The organism is Bradyrhizobium sp. USDA 4501 (genome assembly GCF_054062115.1).
In genome coordinates, this window is the sequence record NZ_JBSSEX010000001.1 from 164,220 (window position 1) to 181,782 (window position 17,563).

17 protein-coding genes are annotated in these 17,563 nt (G+C 64.2%); 7 read left to right on the forward strand and 10 right to left on the reverse strand.

Annotated features, from left to right (window positions below; all coding sequences use genetic code 11):
• Window positions 1-568 precede the first annotated feature (568 nt).
• Window positions 569-2,059 (forward strand): methyl-accepting chemotaxis protein, encoded by a 1,491-nt coding sequence (locus ACVWZM_RS00735; RefSeq protein ID WP_063790157.1) that lies wholly within the window; start codon window positions 569-571, stop codon window positions 2,057-2,059.
• A gap of 151 nt (window positions 2,060-2,210) precedes the next feature.
• Here ACVWZM_RS00735 and ACVWZM_RS00740 read toward each other — a convergent pair whose 3' ends face one another.
• From ACVWZM_RS00740 to ACVWZM_RS00760, 5 genes are all read right to left on the reverse strand, one after another.
• Complete coding sequence (locus ACVWZM_RS00740; protein ID WP_057019698.1) at window positions 2,211-3,356, reverse strand: acyl-CoA dehydrogenase family protein; 1,146 nt, start codon at window positions 3,354-3,356, stop codon at window positions 2,211-2,213.
• Between the two features lie 12 nt (window positions 3,357-3,368).
• The gene (locus ACVWZM_RS00745) at window positions 3,369-4,196 is read right to left on the reverse strand and encodes an SDR family NAD(P)-dependent oxidoreductase (RefSeq protein WP_076826488.1); all 828 of its coding nucleotides are present in this window, start codon (window positions 4,194-4,196) and stop codon (window positions 3,369-3,371) included.
• A 217-nt stretch (window positions 4,197-4,413) separates the two neighbouring features.
• Window positions 4,414-4,818, reverse strand: a complete 405-nt coding sequence (locus tag ACVWZM_RS00750; RefSeq protein ID WP_076826486.1) for a MaoC family dehydratase — start codon at window positions 4,816-4,818, stop codon at window positions 4,414-4,416.
• The gene (locus ACVWZM_RS00755) at window positions 4,815-5,270 is read right to left on the reverse strand and encodes a MaoC family dehydratase N-terminal domain-containing protein (protein WP_456851461.1); all 456 of its coding nucleotides are present in this window, start codon (window positions 5,268-5,270) and stop codon (window positions 4,815-4,817) included. The genes ACVWZM_RS00750 and ACVWZM_RS00755 overlap by 4 nt, the downstream gene beginning before the upstream one ends.
• Window positions 5,271-5,277: 7 nt before the next feature.
• Window positions 5,278-6,462: a lipid-transfer protein gene (locus ACVWZM_RS00760; protein WP_076826483.1), complete on the reverse strand. Its 1,185-nt coding sequence runs from the start codon at window positions 6,460-6,462 to the stop codon at window positions 5,278-5,280.
• 95 nt (window positions 6,463-6,557) lie between these two features.
• On the opposite strand from ACVWZM_RS00760, the gene ACVWZM_RS00765 reads away from it, so the two are divergent.
• The 3 genes from ACVWZM_RS00765 (at window position 6,558) to ACVWZM_RS00775 (ending at window position 9,629) form a co-directional block, all read left to right on the forward strand.
• Window positions 6,558-7,352: a TetR/AcrR family transcriptional regulator gene (locus ACVWZM_RS00765; protein WP_076826481.1), complete on the forward strand. Its 795-nt coding sequence runs from the start codon at window positions 6,558-6,560 to the stop codon at window positions 7,350-7,352.
• Window positions 7,282-8,838 (forward strand): acyl-CoA synthetase, encoded by a 1,557-nt coding sequence (locus tag ACVWZM_RS00770; RefSeq protein WP_076826479.1) that lies wholly within the window; start codon window positions 7,282-7,284, stop codon window positions 8,836-8,838. The genes ACVWZM_RS00765 and ACVWZM_RS00770 overlap by 71 nt, the downstream gene beginning before the upstream one ends.
• Window positions 8,839-9,032: 194 nt before the next feature.
• Window positions 9,033-9,629, forward strand: coding sequence for a DUF2889 domain-containing protein (locus tag ACVWZM_RS00775; RefSeq protein WP_456851464.1), 597 nt, complete (start codon window positions 9,033-9,035; stop codon window positions 9,627-9,629).
• A 116-nt stretch (window positions 9,630-9,745) separates the two neighbouring features.
• On the opposite strand, the gene ACVWZM_RS00780 is transcribed toward ACVWZM_RS00775, so the two are convergent.
• Together ACVWZM_RS00780 and ACVWZM_RS00785 are read right to left on the reverse strand one after the other, a co-directional pair.
• On the reverse strand, window positions 9,746-11,359 hold the full coding sequence (locus ACVWZM_RS00780) for a winged helix-turn-helix domain-containing tetratricopeptide repeat protein (protein ID WP_244558753.1): 1,614 nt from the start codon (window positions 11,357-11,359) through the stop codon (window positions 9,746-9,748).
• 79 nt (window positions 11,360-11,438) lie between these two features.
• Window positions 11,439-11,699 carry a hypothetical protein gene (locus ACVWZM_RS00785; RefSeq protein ID WP_456851466.1) on the reverse strand — a complete coding sequence of 87 codons (261 nt, stop codon included), beginning with the start codon at window positions 11,697-11,699 and terminating at the stop codon, window positions 11,439-11,441.
• A gap of 28 nt (window positions 11,700-11,727) precedes the next feature.
• Here ACVWZM_RS00785 and ACVWZM_RS00790 point away from each other — a divergent pair, with 28 nt between their 5' ends.
• Both ACVWZM_RS00790 and ACVWZM_RS00795 read left to right on the forward strand, forming a co-directional pair.
• Entirely contained in the window at window positions 11,728-12,741 is a 1,014-nt protein-coding gene (locus ACVWZM_RS00790) for a methyltransferase (RefSeq protein WP_456851468.1), read from the forward strand.
• Between the two features lie 92 nt (window positions 12,742-12,833).
• A complete protein-coding gene (locus ACVWZM_RS00795; protein ID WP_456851470.1) occupies window positions 12,834-14,156 on the forward strand; it encodes an MFS transporter in 1,323 nt (440 codons plus the stop codon).
• A 34-nt stretch (window positions 14,157-14,190) separates the two neighbouring features.
• On the opposite strand, the gene ACVWZM_RS00800 is transcribed toward ACVWZM_RS00795, so the two are convergent.
• Window positions 14,191-14,661, reverse strand: coding sequence for a carboxymuconolactone decarboxylase family protein (locus ACVWZM_RS00800; protein ID WP_057017277.1), 471 nt, complete (start codon window positions 14,659-14,661; stop codon window positions 14,191-14,193).
• Window positions 14,658-15,065 carry a cupin domain-containing protein gene (locus ACVWZM_RS00805; protein ID WP_057017276.1) on the reverse strand — a complete coding sequence of 136 codons (408 nt, stop codon included), beginning with the start codon at window positions 15,063-15,065 and terminating at the stop codon, window positions 14,658-14,660. The genes ACVWZM_RS00800 and ACVWZM_RS00805 overlap by 4 nt, the downstream gene beginning before the upstream one ends.
• Window positions 15,066-15,153: 88 nt before the next feature.
• Here ACVWZM_RS00805 and pdxR point away from each other — a divergent pair, with 88 nt between their 5' ends.
• Window positions 15,154-16,608 carry a MocR-like pyridoxine biosynthesis transcription factor PdxR gene (pdxR, locus tag ACVWZM_RS00810; RefSeq protein WP_456851472.1) on the forward strand — a complete coding sequence of 485 codons (1,455 nt, stop codon included), beginning with the start codon at window positions 15,154-15,156 and terminating at the stop codon, window positions 16,606-16,608.
• On the opposite strand, the gene ACVWZM_RS00815 is transcribed toward pdxR, so the two are convergent.
• Window positions 16,586-17,413 (reverse strand): SDR family NAD(P)-dependent oxidoreductase, encoded by an 828-nt coding sequence (locus ACVWZM_RS00815; protein ID WP_076826468.1) that lies wholly within the window; start codon window positions 17,411-17,413, stop codon window positions 16,586-16,588. The two genes, pdxR and ACVWZM_RS00815, sit on opposite strands and share 23 nt — an antisense overlap.
• Window positions 17,414-17,563: the final 150 nt, after the last annotated feature.

A 17,563-nucleotide genomic window follows, 5' to 3' on the forward strand; every position in this document is an offset into this window, starting at 1 on the left:
CAACCTGCGCGGGCTCCTTTCACGAACACCCGCATCGACGATGCGGCAGCCTGTCATCACGGAGGCGCCGACCGACGCAACAGAGCGCAGGCGAAAGAATGCTCGCACGCCACGTTGCCAAGACCGACAGCGCGTGGCCGCCGAGAAGATTGCAGTCAAGAACTCTCCGCTGCGCGCGATGGCGTGGCACAATCTGCATGAGCCACCGCGTTATGTGCACGATAACAATCATTAGGAGCGCACGCTTCTGCTTCCGTATGATTACGGTGCAGCGATCGGCCGCTTCGCATCTTCGTCGCCGGATCGCGTGGATTTCACGGCAAATCGCGGTGTTGCGCAACGTTTTCGGCTGCGCTCATCGCGAGCATCGCGCGTTCGACCTGCGCGAGCGCACGCGGCGCATTGCGCGCCCTTCTTGGTGGAACTCGAATCGCCTACCGTTCCACGCAGTCAGAAATTGTAAATCGTGTAGCGCACCTGCGTGGGGCCGGCGGTGGAAGGCATTCGGTCGCCGATCAGGTGCACCGTTTCAATTCACCAAGATCATTATCAAGGCTGGAGGCAATGCATGTTGGGGATGAAGAGCGTCGCAAGCGTGATCGGCTCGGACAGTTCGTACCGGCTGTTCGACGACATGCCGATCAGTGTCATGCTCTGCGAGCTGGACAATTTCAAAATCACCTACATCAACGAGTCGACGCGGCAGAACCTGAAGAAGATCGAGCATGTGCTGCCGGTAAAGGTCGACGCGCTGATCGGGCAATCGATCGATATATTTCACAGGAACCCGCAGCATCAGCGCCGGCTGCTGTCCGACCCGAAGAACCTGCCGCACAAGGCGCGTATCACCATCGGCGGCGAGACGCTCGATCTCACCGTGACGGCTATGACCAATTCGCGCGGCCGCTACACCGGCCCGATGCTGACCTGGGAGCTCGCGACCGAGAAGGCGCGGCTTGAAACGCAGACCGAACGGCTGTTGCAGATGCTCGACAACATGCCGATCAACATCATGATGTGCGACACCGATTTCAACATCACCTACATCAACCAGACCAGCCTCAAGACGCTCGACACCGTGAAGCACCTGCTTCCGGTGGCGCCGGACAAGATCCTCGGCAACTCGTTCGACATCTTCCACAAGAACCCGGCGCACCAGCGCCGCATCGTCGGCGATCCCAAAAACCTGCCGCATGCGGCCAAGATCAAGCTCGGTCCGGAAACGCTCGACCTGCGGGTCTCCGGGCTGACCGACAAGCGCGGCAACTACACCGGCGCGATGCTGAGCTGGTCGGTCGTGACAGGCAATGTGAAGCTGGCGGACGATTTCGAGAAGGACGTGAAGGGCCTTGCCGGGATGCTGGCGTCGGCGTCGACGCAAATGCAGGGCACTGCGCGATCGCTGACGACGACCGCCGAATTCGTCAATCAGCGCTCGGCGAGCGCGGCGTCCGCGTCCGAGGAGCTGTCGTCCTCGGTCAACGAGATCAGCCGCCAGGTGGCCGAGGCGAGCCGCATTGCCCGCATGGCGGTCGACGAAGCCGAGAAGTCCGACAAGCTGGTCGCGGGTCTCGTGACCATGGCGCAGAAGATCGGCGACGTCGTCGCCCTGATCAGCCAAATCGCCGGCCAGACCAACCTGCTTGCGCTCAACGCAACCATCGAATCCGCGCGGGCCGGTGAGGCCGGACGCGGCTTCGCCGTCGTCGCCTCCGAGGTGAAGGCGCTGGCCAACCAGACCGCCAAGGCCACGGAAGACATTTCGGCGCAGATCAACGAGATGCAGGCCGCGACCGGCAACACCGCCACGGCGCTGAAGGCGATCTCGCAGGTCATCGTCCAGATCAGCGAGATCTCGACCGTGATCGCCAGCGCGGTCGAGGAACAGGCCGCGGCCACCAAGGAGGTCACCGCAAACATCAACGGCACGACCAAGGCGATCGACGATGCCAGCAAGGCCGCCGAGAACGTGCTGGCGGCCTCCGGAGAGCTCGCCAGCAACGCCTCAGAGCTGGAAGTTCAGGTCGACAAGTTCCTCAAGAACGTACGGGCGATGTAGCGGCGCACGGCCGAAGGAGATGAGCGCGCACTCACCCCTCCGCGTCATTGGGGCGATGCGCGAGCATCGAACCCGGAATCTCAAGCCGCAACTTCGAGATTCCGGGTTCACGCTTCGCGTGCCCCGGAACGACGGCCAAAGATGCGCCCGCCTACAGCGAACGCGCGATCAGGAGCTTCATGATTTCGTTGGTGCCGCCATAGATCTTCTGGATGCGGGAATCGATGAACATGCGCGAGATCGGATATTCCTGCATGTAGCCGTAGCCGCCATGCAGCTGCAGGCATTCGTCGGCGGTCTCGACCTGCTTCTGCGAGCACCACCATTTCGCCATCGACGCCGTCACGGTGTCGAGGTCGCCGGCGACCAGGCGCTCGACGCACCAGTCGACGAACACGCGGGCGATCATCGCCTCGGTCTTGCGCTCGGCAAGCTTGAAGGCGGTGTTCTGGAATTCGAGCAGCGGCTTGCCGAACGCGGTGCGCTCCTTGGTGTATTCGGCGGTGATCCTGACCGCGCGCTCCATCGAGGCGACCGCGCCGATCGCGAGCGACAGCCGCTCCTGCGGCAATTGCTGCATCAGCTGTACGAAGCCGTTGCCCTCCTCGGCGCCGAGCAGGTTCTCCGGCGGCACCGTGACGTTATCGAAGAACAGCTCCGACGTGTCTGATGCGTGCAGCCCGATCTTGTCGAGGTTGCGCCCGCGCCGGTACCCCTCGGCGCCCGCGGTCTCAACCACGATCAGCGAGATGCCCTTGGCGCCCGGAGCCCCGGTCCGCGCCACCACGATGACGAGATCGGCGGCCTGGCCGTTGGTGATGAAAGTCTTCTGGCCGTTGATGACGTAGGAATTGCCCTGCTTCTTCGCCGTGGTCTTGACGGCCTGCAGATCCGAGCCGGTGCCGGGCTCGGTCATCGCGATGGCGCCGACCATCTCACCCGACGCCATCTTCGGCAGCCAACGTTTCTTCTGCTCCTCCGAGCCATAGTTGACAATGTAATGCGCGACGATCGCGCTGTGCACGGAGACGCCGGTGGTCAGCTCCGGCACCGTGCTCTCGAGGTCATCGAGCACGGCGGCGTCATAGGCGAAGCTGGCCCCTAAGCCGCCATAGGCCTCGGGCACGCTCGGCAGCAACGCGCCCATCTCGCCGAGCGCGCGCCAGGCCGAGCGATCGACCAGCTTCTGCTCGCGCCATTTTTCGGCGTGCGGCGCCAGATCCTTGGCGAGGAATTTGCGGAACTGGTCTCGGAAGGTGTCCAGCTCCTCGGTCATCCAGGACGATCGGTAGTGCATTCTGCCCTCGTATTAAATCAGAAGACCGCCGCCGGCGACGATCACCTGACCACTGATGTAATTCGATTCCGGAGCGCAGAACAGATAGACCGCATCGGCCGCCTCCTCCGGCGTGCCGCCGCGGCCGAGCGGGATCATGCGGCCCATCGCCTCCAGCATCTGCGGCTGGACGCCGACCTTGATGTCGCGGCCGGCGACGTCGATGGTTTTCTGCTGGGTCTCGATCGGCTGGGTCAGGCGGGTGTTGATCAGGCCGAACGCCACGCAATTGACGTTGACCTTGTAGCGGCCCCACTCCTTGCACATCGTGCGCGTCAGCCCGATCAGCGATGCTTTGGCGGACGAATAGCTCGCCTGCCCGGCATTGCCGTAGAGGCCCGCGATCGAGGAGATGTTGACGACCTTGCGGAACACCTCGCGGCCCGCCTCGGCCTCCCTCTTCGCCATCACTCGGATCGGCTCCGACACCGCGCGCATGATGCGGAACGGGGCGACCAGATGGACGTCCAGCATCGCCTGGAACTGCTCGTCGGTCATCTTCTGGATCGTCGAGTCCCAGGTGTACCCGGCATTATTGACGATGATGTCGAGACCGCCGAACCGCTCGATCGCGGCGCCGACGAAGCGATCGGCAAAGCCGGCTTCGGTCACGCTGCCATTGACCGCGATCGCCTCGCCGCCCATGGCCTTGATCTCCGCGACGACCGCATCGCCCGGCTCGGCATCGAGGTCGTTGACCACGACGCGCGCGCCCTCGTTCGCGAGCTTCAGCGCAATCGCGCGCCCGATGCCGCGGCCGGAGCCCGAGACGAGCGCGACTTTGCCTTGCAGCTTTGACATTCAAACCTCCCTCAAACAACGTGATCTTTGCGGTATGCCCGCCTCACCTCGCCCCGCTTGCGGGGAGAAGTCGGAACGCATTGTCAGATGCGTTCCGGGTGAGGGGGTACAGGTCTCACCACCTCCAGAGTGCGCGGAAGCAGCCCCTCACCCCAACCCTCTCCCCGCAAGAGCGGGGCGAGGGAGCGCACAATCCCTCGTGGCGAGACCTTTCGCACTACAGCGCGATAACCGCCTCGCCGGCGAGCTTGATCTCGCCGTTCTGATCCCTGGTGGTCAGCGCGAGTATTGCGCGCCTCTCACCGCCCTGCTCGACCAGCTCGGTCACCGTGCCCTCGCAGGTCAGCTTCGCGCCGAGCTGGGTGATCGCCGCAAAGCGGGTCGAGAACGAGCGGATGCGCGACGGCGCCACCGCGTCGGTCAGCGCCTGGCCGAGATAGCCCATCACCAGCATGCCGTGCGCGAACACGTCGGGGAAGCCGGCCGCCTTCGCGAAATCGATGTCGACATGGATCGGATTGTGATCGCCGGAGGCGCCGCAATACAGCGCGAGGCGATGGCGGGTGATCGGTGGAAACTCCTTGTGGACGATGCGGTCGCCGACAGAGGGAGAGCTGCTCATGACGGCCTCGCATTGCGTACCACGACGGTGCGCGAGACATCGGCGACATGGACACCGTTCTGGTTGGTGACCGGGGTGTCGACCACGATCAGCGTCATCGCCCCGCCCTTCTTGTCGGTCATGCCAGTGACGCGCGGGCGGAAGGTCAAGGTGTCGCCGACCACGACGGGCGCATGATAGTCGAAGCGCTGCTCGCCGTGCAGCACGCGCGCCAGATCGATGTCGAGCGCCGTGAGGAACTCGAACGGGTCCGGCGCATCCATCATCTCGAGGCAGAACAGATAGGTCGGCGGCACCGGCGCCGCCGTGAAGCCGGCCGCCTGCGCGGCCGCCTCGTCGCGATAGACGGCATTCGTCTCGCCGAGCGTATCGAGGAAGAAGCGCAGCCGCCCCGGCTCGACGCGCGCGGTCACGGGCGTAAATGTACGCCCGACAGCGGATTGATCGACCATGACGACCTCAAGCGCGTTCGTAGAGCGTCACGACGCAGGCGCCGCCGAGGCCGAGATTGTGCTGCAAGCCGATCCGCGCGCCCTCCACCTGCGTCGCCGCAGCGGTGCCGCGCAGCTGCCGCGTCAGCTCATAGCACTGCGCAAGCCCGGTGGCGCCGAGCGGATGGCCCTTCGACAGCAACCCGCCGGACGGGTTGGTGACGATCCTGCCGCCATAGGAGTTGTCGCCGTCGTCGATGAATTTCGCGGCCTCGCCCTCGCCGCACAGGCCAAGCCCCTCATAGGTGATCAGCTCGTTGTGCGCGAAGCAGTCGTGCAGCTCGACGACGTCGAGATCATCAGGCCCGATGCCGGCGGCCTCATAGACCTTGCGCGCGGCATCCCGCGCCATGTCGTAGCCGACCACCTGCATCATGTCTGACGCACCGAAGGTCGAGGGCGTGTCGGTCGTCATCGCCTGCGCCGCGATGCGGACCTGCTTGTTGAGGCCGTGCTGGTCGGCGAATTTCTCCGAGACCAGGATCGCGGCGGCGCCGCCGCAGGTCGGCGGGCACGCCATCAGCCGCGTCATCACGCCGGGCCAGATCACCTGGTCGTTCATCACGTCGTCGGCGGTGACCTCTTTGCGGAACAGCGCCAGCGGATTGTTCTTGGCATGACGGCTCGCCTTGGCGCGCACTTTTGCAAAGGCGGAGAGCGGCGTGCCGTATTTCTTCATGTGGCTGAGGCCGGCGCCGCCGAAATAGCGCAGCGCCAGCGGCACGCCGGGCGCGTCGACCAGCTTGTCGGCCGCGGCGTCGAAATCGTCGAACGCACTGGGACGGTCGGTGAACACGGCCCCGAGCGCGCCGGGCTTCATCTGCTCGAAGCCGAGCGCCATCACGCAATCGGCCGCGCCCGACTCGATCGCCTGCCGCGCCAGGAACAGCGCGGTCGAGCCGGTCGAGCAGTTGTTGTTGACGTTGACGATCGGGATGCCGGTCATGCCGACCGGATAGAGCGCGCGCTGCCCGCAGGTGGAGTCGCCATAGACGTAGCCGACATAGGCCTGCTGCACGCGGCCGTAGTCGAGCCCGGCGTCGGCGAGCGCCAGCTTCGCCGCTTCGGCGCCCATCACGTGATACGGCGCATTGGCGCCGGGCTTGACGAACGGGATCATGCCGACCCCGGCAATATAGGTGCGTGACGTCATCGCGTGTCCTCCCGGAAATTACCCACTGGACTATTTATTACCCATGGGTAATATACGGGCGATCTTCCGGAGTCAATGCGACAACAGCCGACGCGATGGACGCCCACTCCCCCTCTTCCAGCAACGAGTCGCCATGGCTGCCATTCGAAAGCCGGCGCCGCGCCCGCGACGAGAAGCGCGAGGCAGTGCTGCGCACGGCCGTAGCCCTGTTCCTTGAACAGGGCTATCACCGTGCCACGCTGAACGACGTCGCCAAGCGGCTCAACATCACCAAGCCGGCGCTCTACAACTACTTCCGCGGCAAGGACGAGATCCTGTTCGAGTGCTGGTCGATCGGCAATGAGCTGGTCGACGAATGCATTGCCGAGACGTCGGCGGGCGGCGGCTCAGGGCTCGACAAGCTGCGCAAGCTCACCGTCCGCTATGCCGAGCTGATGACCGCGGACTACGGCAAGAGCCTGGTCCGGTTCGACATCCGCGACCTCAGCAAGGACAACCGCAAGATCGTGCAGACGGCGAAGCGGCGGATCGACCGCGCCTTCCGCGACTATATCGCACAGGGCGTCGCGGACGGTTCGGTGAAGCCGTGCGACCCGAAGCTCGCGGCTTTCGCGATCGCCGGCTCGCTGAACTGGATCGGCCACTGGTTCCAGCCGGGCGGCGAGCTGAGCGGACGCGCCGTCGCCGACGAGTTCGCGATCCGCCTCACCGAAGGCATCGCCAAAACAACAACGCAAATGACATCAACGCGCAAGACAACGGCGCACGAGAAGGCGGACAAACCGCCTCGCAGGGGAAACGCATCAAGGGAGGAGACGAGTGAACATCACACACGGACTGCGGCGCGCGCTGCAGGTCAATCCAAACGGGCTCGCAGTCGTCTGCGGTGAGCGGCGGCGCAACTGGCGCGAGGTCGGCGAACGCGTCGCCCGCCTCGCCGCCGCGATCCGCGGCCTCGGCGCCCGGGACGGCGACCGCGTCGCGATCCTGTCGCTGAACTCCGACCGCTATCTCGAGCTCTACCTCGCCGTCGGCTGGGCCGGCGCCGTGATCGTGCCGCTCAACATCCGCTGGTCTCCGATCGAGAACGAGGACGCGCTGCGCGACTGCCGCGCAACGATCCTGTTCGTCGACAGGGCGTTTGCGCCGGTCGGCACGGCGCTGGCAGGCGCCGTCCCCGGCCTGCGGCTGGTCTATGCCGACGAGGGCGACACGCCTGCCGGCATGGAGAATTACGAGACGCTCATCGCGCGCAGCGCGCCTGTTCCGGATGCGATGCGCAGCCGCGACGACCTTGCCGGCATCTTCTACACCGGCGGCACCACCGGCCGCTCCAAGGGCGTGATGCTGAGCCACGGCAATCTGATGGCCAACGCGCTCAACGCGCTCGGCGAAGGCTTGTGGCCGAGCAGCACGATCTACCTGCACGCGGCGCCGATGTTCCACCTCGCCAATGGCGCGGCGATGTATTCGGTGCTGCTGTCCGGCGGCTCCAACGTCGTGATCCAGGGCTTTACGCCTGACGGCGTCGCAGCCGCCGTGCAGAAGGAGCGCATCACCGACGTGCTGCTGGTGCCGACCATGATCCAGATGTTCGTCGACCACCCGACGCTCGGCAATTACGACCTGTCGTCCTTGAAGCGAATCTCCTACGGCGCCTCCGTGATCAGCGACGCCGTGCTGATGCGCGCCATGAAGGCGCTGCCGCATGTCGAGTTCACGCAAGCCTACGGCATGACCGAGCTGTCGCCGATCGCGACCCTGCTGCACTGGAAGGAGCATATCGGCGACGGCCGCGTCAAGGGCCGGCACCGCGGCGCCGGCCGGGCGACGCTTGGCGCCGAGGTCAAGATCGTCGATGCGGAGGACAAGGTCGTACCGACGGGCACCGTCGGCGAGATCGCGGTGCGCGGCGACATGGTGATGATGGGCTATTGGGAGCGTCCGGAGGAGACCGCGCGCGCCGTGATCGACGGCTGGATGCACACCGGCGACGGCGGCTACATGGACGAGGACGGCTTCATCTACGTCGTCGACCGCGTCAAGGACATGATCATCTCCGGCGGCGAGAACGTCTATTCGGCCGAGGTCGAGAACGCGCTCGCCCAGCACGCGGCGGTGGCGCAATGCGCCGTGATCGGGATCCCGAGCGAACGCTGGGGCGAGCAGGTTCACGCCGTCGTGGTGATGAAGAGCGGCGCCAGCGCCACGCCGGAAGAGCTGATGGAGCACTGCAAGGTGCTGATCGCCGGCTACAAATGCCCGCGCAGCGTCGACATCACCTCGACGCCGCTGCCGCTCTCCGGCGCCGGCAAGATCTTAAAGCGCGAGCTTAGAAAGCCGTATTGGGAGAACCGCGAACGGCGGGTGAGCTGAGGGACAGCTCTCAACGTCACCCCCATCATTCCGGGGCGATGCGAAGCATCGAACCCGGAATCTCGAGATTCCGGGTCTGGCGCTAACGCGCCATCCCGGAATGACGACCTCTCATGACGCCATTCGACCGCGAGCGTTGACATCGGAGCACATGGCCGATTGGATCGGTTCGAGATTCAATCCAGCGAGTTCCGATGTCCGCACCCGATACCAATACCGACGGCAAGCCCCGCCGCCTGATGCACCGCCGCTCCGTCGAATGTCTCGGCTATCTCCGTGACGACGGATTGTGGGAAGTCGAGGCGCAGCTGGTCGACACCAAACCCTATGCCCGACAGGACAAGCATCGCGGGCTGCAGCAGCCCGACGATCCCGTGCACGACATCCGCCTGCGGCTCGCGGTCGACGACAGTTTTACGATCCGCGAGACCGGCACCACGATGGCCTCAACGCCCTACCCGTCCTGCCTCGACGTCGAGGGCATCTTGCAGCGCCTGGTCGGCGAACGCATCGGCAAGGGCTGGCGCGAACTGGTCCGCCGCAAGATTGGCAAGCTCGAAACCTGCACCCATCTCGCCGAGCTGCTGGGTCCGGCGGTGACGACGCTGTTCCAGACCGCAACCTCCGGCAAGGACCCGCAGGGCCGCGGCGCGCTCGATCACCAGCGCGATGTCACCGAGCCGCCATTCTTCGTCGGCGGCTGCTATTCATGGCGGCTGGATGGGCCTGTCGTGGCCGAGACCTTTCCGCAGTTCGCGCAGAAGCCTGTCGAGGCGAAGCCGGGTTCGTGAGTGGTGCTCCTGCTCCGCCGCTGACCAAGACGCGAGTATGGCGCGCCGCTGCTGGAGCTCAAATGTAGCTCCTCGTCGCAGCTTTATCCCATTCACGCAGATGATCGAACGCGGCACTAGCTCTCCGGCACGCCGGCCATGCGCATTCCCTCATAAAAGCGCTTACGCTTGGCGAGCCATACCGGATTGTCGGACAGGAAGACGACATTGACGTCGTATCGACGAATGCTGAAGTTGGGATCGAGTGCCAGTCCGGCTTTGGCACTGGATCGTGCTTCCTCGAGGTCTCCCATCATGGCCAACGCGCCAGCCAAGTGAAAGTGAGCGAGCGCAAAATTGGGATTAGCCTCAATGCTCCGGCGAAGCCAGTCCAGCGCCTCGAGGTCTGCGTTGGTGCAGGACATCAACTTGGCCATCCCGACAACCATGATCCAGAGAAAGGCACGCGTATCGCGAGGGGACAGTCGTAACGCCTCTTGAATATGCCCCTCGACTTCCTCACCACGCCCCAGCGCATGCTTCCCGAGGCCAATGAACCCATGCGCATCGGCCAAATTCCGATCGAGCGCCAGCGCCTGGCGACATTCAGCGATACCCTTTGCAGCGCGGCGCGTCCGAATTTGAACCGCGCCGAGCAACATGTGGGCTCTGGGGTGATTGGGCGCACGCAACAACACGCCATTCAGCGCCTTCTCCGCGGCCCTGAAATATGCCGGTCCGTCATCGGCCATGGAGGAAGAACCGATCGCAAAATCGACCTGAGCCGCGGCAACCGCTGCTTCAATATTGTCGGGATCAAGCGCGAGGGCGCGCATGAAGAAATCCCTTGCTCGCGCCATAACCGCAGGCGCTATTCCTTTGTTCAGGACAGCCCTGCCCTGAAAATAGAGATCCATCGCGTCCGGCTGGGGCAACCGTTCTGCCCGTCGTGCTTCGGCCTTGATAAGCTCGGCGTTCAATGTATTGGCGAGCCGGGATACGATCTCATCCTGCATGTCCAGCAAGTCGGCAGCGGGCTTGTCGAAGCGCTCGGCCCACACATGGGCTCCGGTTTCCGTGTCAGTCAACTGAACGTTCAGGCGAAAGCGATTGCCGCCGTGTTGCACCGACCCTTCCAGCGCGTAACGGACATTCAATTCGCGACCGATCTCCCTCACGTCCACCGCCTTTCCCTTGAAGGTGAACGCAGTGCCCCGGCCGATGACGAACGCGCCGGCGATGCGCGACAGGTCAGTAGTCAGACTGTGAGTCACGCCATCGACAAAATATTCCTGCTCCAGATCGCCGCCAATATTTGTGAATGGTAGAACAACAATGGACAGGTGTGGGATCGAAGATGAACCCGCTGGCCTTCCAGCGTTGTCTGGCATCGACGAGGTCGTGACACTGGCAGAAGCCGGGCGGTCGGCCTGCTCGCCATCCACGACCAGCATGTAGCCGCGGCGAGGCAAGGTTCTCAGGGCCAATCGGCCCGCCCCTCCCAAGGCCTGCCTGATGTCGCCGATGGCCTGGACAAGCGAGTCTTCCGTGACCTCGCAGTCCGACCAGACCTCATCCAATATCTCGTCCTTATGCACCAGGCGCCCGACGCGTTGCGCGAGGAGCCGCAGCACCGCCCAGGCTTGAGGACGCAACGGCACGATGTCGCCGCGCCCGTCGAGCAGCAATTCGCGGGCCAGGTCCAAGGTCCGGTCGCCGATCACAATCGAAGGCTGCGATGACTTAAGCAAGAACGCCTCGTTGGGCCATTTCGGAAAATATCGGCAGAATATCGGCGAGGTTTCGGGACCTGGCGGCAATTGTACAGCATCATCTTGCGGCGCGGGATAGCAAAACCGTCCCGAGCAGCGATCCACCAAAAGCGGTCAGCGCCAGGCAGGCCTCCATGATCAGTTCTGTCATCCATACTGCGCTAAGTATTTCAGGTTTCAACCCTTCCCCGGTTGCGGGGACGGACCGGCGATGCGGCCCCGGCGTCAGCGACACCGAGATCAGGATCGGCCAATCAATGCCGCGCAGCGCGCCGCCTTCGAGCCTGAGCAGGCTTGCCCGGGCGTGCTGAACCGGCACCAACGAGCAACATGAGAGGGAATGATCGATGTCCTCTATCCACGCATCCGCAAGATTGCTGCACCTTATTCAGTCGCAGCGCGTGACCGCGGTCATCTATGTCGCCGCGAAGCTGGGGATCGCTGAACTCCTGCGCGATGGATCGCGGCCCCTTGGCGAACTCGTCGAGGCAACCGGCGCGAACAAGCAGGCGCTCCGCCGCCTGCTGACCGCGCTTTCGACCATAGGCATTTGCACGGTCGCTGAAGAGCAATACGCATTGACCGAACTGGGGACTTGCCTTGACGGGGCCGCAACCCAGTCCCTCAAGAACTGGACGATCTTTGAAGGCCAGTTTCTGACCGAATCGTGGACCGGGCTACAGGACTCGATCATGACCGGCAAGACCGCCGCGCAACTGCTTGGCCATGAAAACAGCTTTGATCTGATGGCGCGCGATCCGGAGATGGTCAACATATTCAACGCAGCGATGATGGAGGGGACGCGTCTGGCGATTCCGGATATCCTGGGGGCCTACGACTTCGGTGCGTTCGCTCATCTCATGGATGTCGGCGGCGGCTCCGGCGAACTCGTTGGCGCCATAGCCGGGCAACATCCGCATATCCGAGGGACTATTTTCGACCTTCCGCGCTGCGCCGAATCCGCGACTGGCCACCTGAGGCGCAGCGGGCTCAGTGATCGCGTCGAATTCATGGCCGGCGATTTCTTCCAGACGATTCCATCGATCGCGGATGCCATCGTCATGAAGAACATTATTCACGATTGGAGCGATGAGCGCAGCATGGTCATCCTCGCAAACTGTCGAAGGGCGCTCCCCGGAGGTGGCGTGCTCCTGCTTATCGAACGGATCATGCCGGAATTCCCGAGCGTAAGCGATGCGCACAGGGAACAGACGCTGACCGATCTGCTCATGCTTCGCGGGCCTGGCGGTCTCGAAAGAACGGAAAAGCAGTACGCTTGGCTGTTTCGCGAATCCGGCTTTACTCACACCGCGACCTATCCGGCCGGGCGTCTCAGCGTCATCGAGGCAAAGGTCACCTGAGCTTTCGAGGTCAGACCATTACTCCCGCGCAATGGAGCAGCGACTGGTTCGAAGGACATCATAGGCAAAAGCATACTTTGGAAGGAACAAGAATGCATCTGCCTGCTGCAAGCAAGTCGTCGTCGCCGATATTGGAGAACCCGGCGTACAAGGCCGTGTTCGCCAAGGTCGACTGGCGCCTTATACCTTTGCTACTGATCGCCAGCATGGTCGCCTTTCTCGACCGCATCAACATCGGCTTCGCACAGCTTCAGATGAAGCAGACACTACCGTTTGATGATGCAGTCTACGGGCTCGGCGCTGGCATCTTCTTCGTCGGATATTTCCTGTTTGAGGTGCCCAGCAATCTTCTTCTGGAAAGGATCGGCGCGCGCAAGACCCTGTTGCGGATCATGGTGCTCTGGGGATTGGCGGCGACCGCCATGATGTTCGTATCGACGCCGCTCCAGTTCTATGCGGCGAGGTTCTTTCTTGGTGTCTTTGAGGCCGGCTTCGCCCCGGGCGTGCTGCTGTACTTGACGTACTGGTACCCGTCGGTAAGGCGCGGGCAGGTCATCGCGATCCTCGCGTCGGCGCCCCCCATTGTGATGTTCATCGCTGGTCCGCTGTGTGGTTCGATCCTGAAGTATTTCGACGGCGTCAGCGGTCTTTACGGCTGGCAATGGCTGTTTCTGATCCAGGGGTTGCCCGCGCCAATCCTCGGCGTTCTCATGTATTACCTGCTCAAGGACAAGCCGTTCCAGGCCACGTGGCTCTCGAAGGGGGAGAAGGCGCTGCTGGACGATGCTTTACAGCATGACGAAGAGAACATCGTGAAGGCGACCTCGGGGACGTTCCGGCAGCTGCTGCGAGACCCGAAGGTCTACCTGTTGTCGCTGGCCTGTTTTTGTCTGCTGGGCGCCAACTACACGATGGTATTCTGGATGCCGACCCTGATCCATAGCTGGGGAGTAAAGGATCCGCTACTGGTCGGCGTCTATCACGCAGTAGCCAACGCTGCGGGTATCGTCTGCATGATCCTGATCGGTCGTCATTCGGACAAACGGCATGAGCGCCGCTGGCACTATGCGACCTGCGTCACGATTGCCGCCGGCGGCTTGTTCTTTCTCATGTTGCTCCACGGCACTTTTGTTGGTTCGATCCTGGCTCTCTCCTTCGCCGTCATCGGGTTTGTATCAGCGCCGCCGCTCTTCTATGCATTGACCAGTGAATATCTCTCAGCGGGCGCGGCGGCCGGCGGCCTTGCCCTCGTCACCAGCCTCGGAAATCTCGGTCCGGCGGTAAGCCCGTCGATCACCGGGTTCATCGTGCGGAACACCGGCGACAACATCTATGGCATGTACTTCGTCATGGCGCTGTACTTGCTCTCCGGCGCACTCCTGCTGCTGAGCATGCGGCCCGCAACGAATGAGTAGCTTCCGTCCAGGAGTTGACCCATTCCTGCCAAGATCAAGCCGCCGCAGCGGAATGCTCGACCACAGCCTGCGGCGGGTTGCGGAAGCCGATTGCGATGCGGTTGTAGGTGTTCATCAGGCCGATCGCGATGGTCAGGTCGACCAGTTGCTTCTCGTTGAACACCTCGCGGGCCGCCTGGTAATCGGCATCCGGAATCGCGGTCTCCGCCACGCGGGTGACGGTTTCGGCCCAGGCCAGCGCGGCGCGCTCCTCGGCGTCGAACAGCGCCTCGGCCTCGCGCCAGACCTGCAGCACCGCAAGCTTCTCGACCTTGACGCCCATCTTCCGCAAGCTGCGGGTATGCGAATCCAGGCAATAGGCGCAGCCGTTGATCTGCGATATCCGCAGATAGACCAGTTCGACGAGCTGCGCGGAAAGCCCGCTTTGCGTGATGTAGCCATAGACGCCACCGAGCGCCTTGATGCCCGCTGGCGCGACCTTGTTGTAGTCGATCCGCATGCTCATTGCTTGTGTCCTTCCTTGTCGAACACAGTCAGCGCCTTGTCGTTGCTGTCGACGACGAACACCGCAAGCAGCTTCGCCGGTTCGGTCGCGCTCGCGTTGCGCCCGAGCACGTGATGCGCGCCGGGCGGCTCGAAGAAGCTGTCGCCGGCCCGATAGATATGCGCGGCCTCGCCTTCCAGCTGGCTCTCGATCGCGCCCTGGAGCACGTAGACATAGAGAAACGCCGATTTGGCGTGATGATGCGGCGCCGACGGCTCGCCCGGCGGGAAGTTCACCTCCACCGCGATCAGCGACTTGCCGGGAATGTTCGTGATCATATGCTCGAACTTCGGCGTCACCGATTGCGCCATCGCCGGAGTCGCAAGGGCCGCGCAGGCCAGCAGCGTTGTCATCAAGGTCTTCATCTCGTGCCTCCATTGCTACCGGATAGATGCGGGCACGCATGGCCAAAAAGAAGCACCAAGAATGAACCGAATTGGTGTACCACGGGCCATGTCCAACCCGCTTCCCATCGCGCTCGACCGGTCGGCCAGGACGCCGCTCTCCGAGCAGATCCGCAAGGCGATCGCGGCGGCGATCGACAACGGCGTGCTGGTGCCGGGCGCCCGGCTGCCATCGTGGCTCGACCTTGCCGCGCAGCTCGGCGTTGCGCGCGGCACCGTGCGGGCGGCCTATGACAAGCTGTCGGACGCCCAGCACATCGTGTCGTCGAAGGCGGGCGGCACCACCGTCGCGAGGCGGCCCAGGAAGGCCGCCAAGCCCGATGCGCCGGTCGCTCCCGGATCGGTCGTGGAGATGTTTCGCGATCTGAGCGGTCAGGGACACTTTCGGATGGGCGTCCCCGCGCAGGATAGCCTCCCCGCCAAGCTGCTGGCGCGAATCCGCGCGCGCGCCGTCCGTGCGGAATTGAGCGCGGTGATGCGCTATGTCGATCCTCGCGGCGAGCTCGAATTGAGACGCGAGATCGCGGCGCATCTCGCGATCGCGCGCGGGCTCGAATGCTCGCCCGCGCAGATCGTCATCACCTCGGGATTCAGCGGAGGACTCGGCCTCGCGCTGCGCGTGCTCGGCCTCGAAGGCCGCCGCGCTTGGATGGAAGACCCGGGATTTCCATTGACGCGAAAGGGCCTCGAGCTCGGCCGGCTGGAGGTCGTCCCGATGCCCGTCGATGCCAACGGCATCGATGTCGAGCACGGTCTCAAGCACGCCCCCGACGCGGCGCTCGCGGTCGTGACCCCGGGCCAGCAGGCGCCGCTCGGCCCGCCGCTGTCGCCGCAACGTCGCGCGCAGCTGCTCGACTGGGCCGCCCAAACCGGAGCCTTCATCATCGAGGACGACTATCTCGGCGAATTGCAGCTCGATGGCCGTGCCGCGCCGGCGCTCGCCTCGCTCGATCGCGCCGGCCGGGTGATCCACCTCGGCTCCTTCAGCAAGACGATCTCGCCGACGCTGCGCCTCGGCTTCCTGGTTGCGCCAGAGCCATTGGCGGCGCAGTTCGCCGATGTCGCGACGTGCTTGGTCCCCGCTCCCGGCCCAGCGGTGCAGCTGTCCACCGCGGAATTCATGCGCGACGGTCACTACATCCGCCATCTCAGGCGAACCAAGCGGGCCTATTGCGACAACCGCGATGCGCTAACGACGGCGCTACGGAGCTGGAGCAACGACGTGCAGGTTGCCGGCCTCGCCGTCATGCTGACGCTGCCGGACAAGACCGCCGATGTCGAGATCGTCAGGGCACTGCTCGCGCACGGGCTGGCGCCCGCCCCGCTCTCGCCCTGGTATTTCTCACCGAAGCGCGCGCAGCCGGGTCTCTTGCTCGGCATTGCGACGGTGCCGGATCGCGGCGTTCCGGCCGCATGCAAGCGCCTGTTCGAGGCGATCCGCGCCCAAGGTCGCGTCCAAAGTGCGCCGGTCTCGCGCCGGATCAGGAAGCCCGCAGCCCGGTGAGCGTCAGGCTCAACGCCTTGAGCCGCTTGCGCGCCTCGGCGTCATAGGCCTGGGCATGGGCGCGCGCCTCGCGCTTGCCGTCGAAGAACAGCCCGCTCCGGCCTGCCACATCGTCGTCCTGGACCAGACGCAGGATGGCATCACCGCCCTGCTCGACGGTCGAGATCGGCGTCGCGCCGCTGGCGCGCACCATGGTGGTGTTCATGTAGGTCGCGGGGTGCAGCGAGTTGACGGTCACGCCGGAGCCTTCCAGCTCCGCGGCCAGGTCGATGGTGAACATGATCTGCGACAGCTTGCTCTGCGCATAGGCGCGCGCACCGCTGTAGTTCTTCGTGATCATCACGTCGCCGAAATCGATCGGGTGCTGGCCGAGCGACGCGACATTGACGATGCGCGCCGGCGCGCTCGCCTTGAGCCGCGGCAGCAACAGATGCGCGAGCAGGAAGCCGGCGAGATAGTTGACCGCGAAGCGCAGCTCGTGGCCGTCCTTGCTGGTCTGCCGCGCCGGCCCCTCGTTTTGCGAACCGATGCCCGCGTTGCTGACGAACACATCAAGGCGTTCCTGGTCGTCGAGCACCAGCTGGGCGAACTCGCGGACCTCGGCGAGCGAGGACAGGTCGGCCTGGTAGAACATCGGCTCGCGGCCGCTGAGGCGCTTGATCTCGTCGGCGAGCGTCTGCGCCCGCTTGGTATCGCGGCCGTGGATCAGGACCCGGGCGCCGGCCGACGCCAGCTTCATCGCGACGTAGCGACCGACGCCGTCGGTGGAACCGGTGATCAGCACCGTCTTGCCTGCCATATTCATCGAAATTGCCTTTCGATCGTTCGCCCAGCGCTGTCAGCAAAGATAAAGGCGCCGCACGGACTTTGCCATGGCATGCCACCGCGGCGGCGGTGCCAAAATGGCGTCCAAGATCACCCCCCCCCCCCCCCCCCCCGGGGCTCGGGCCTTCTC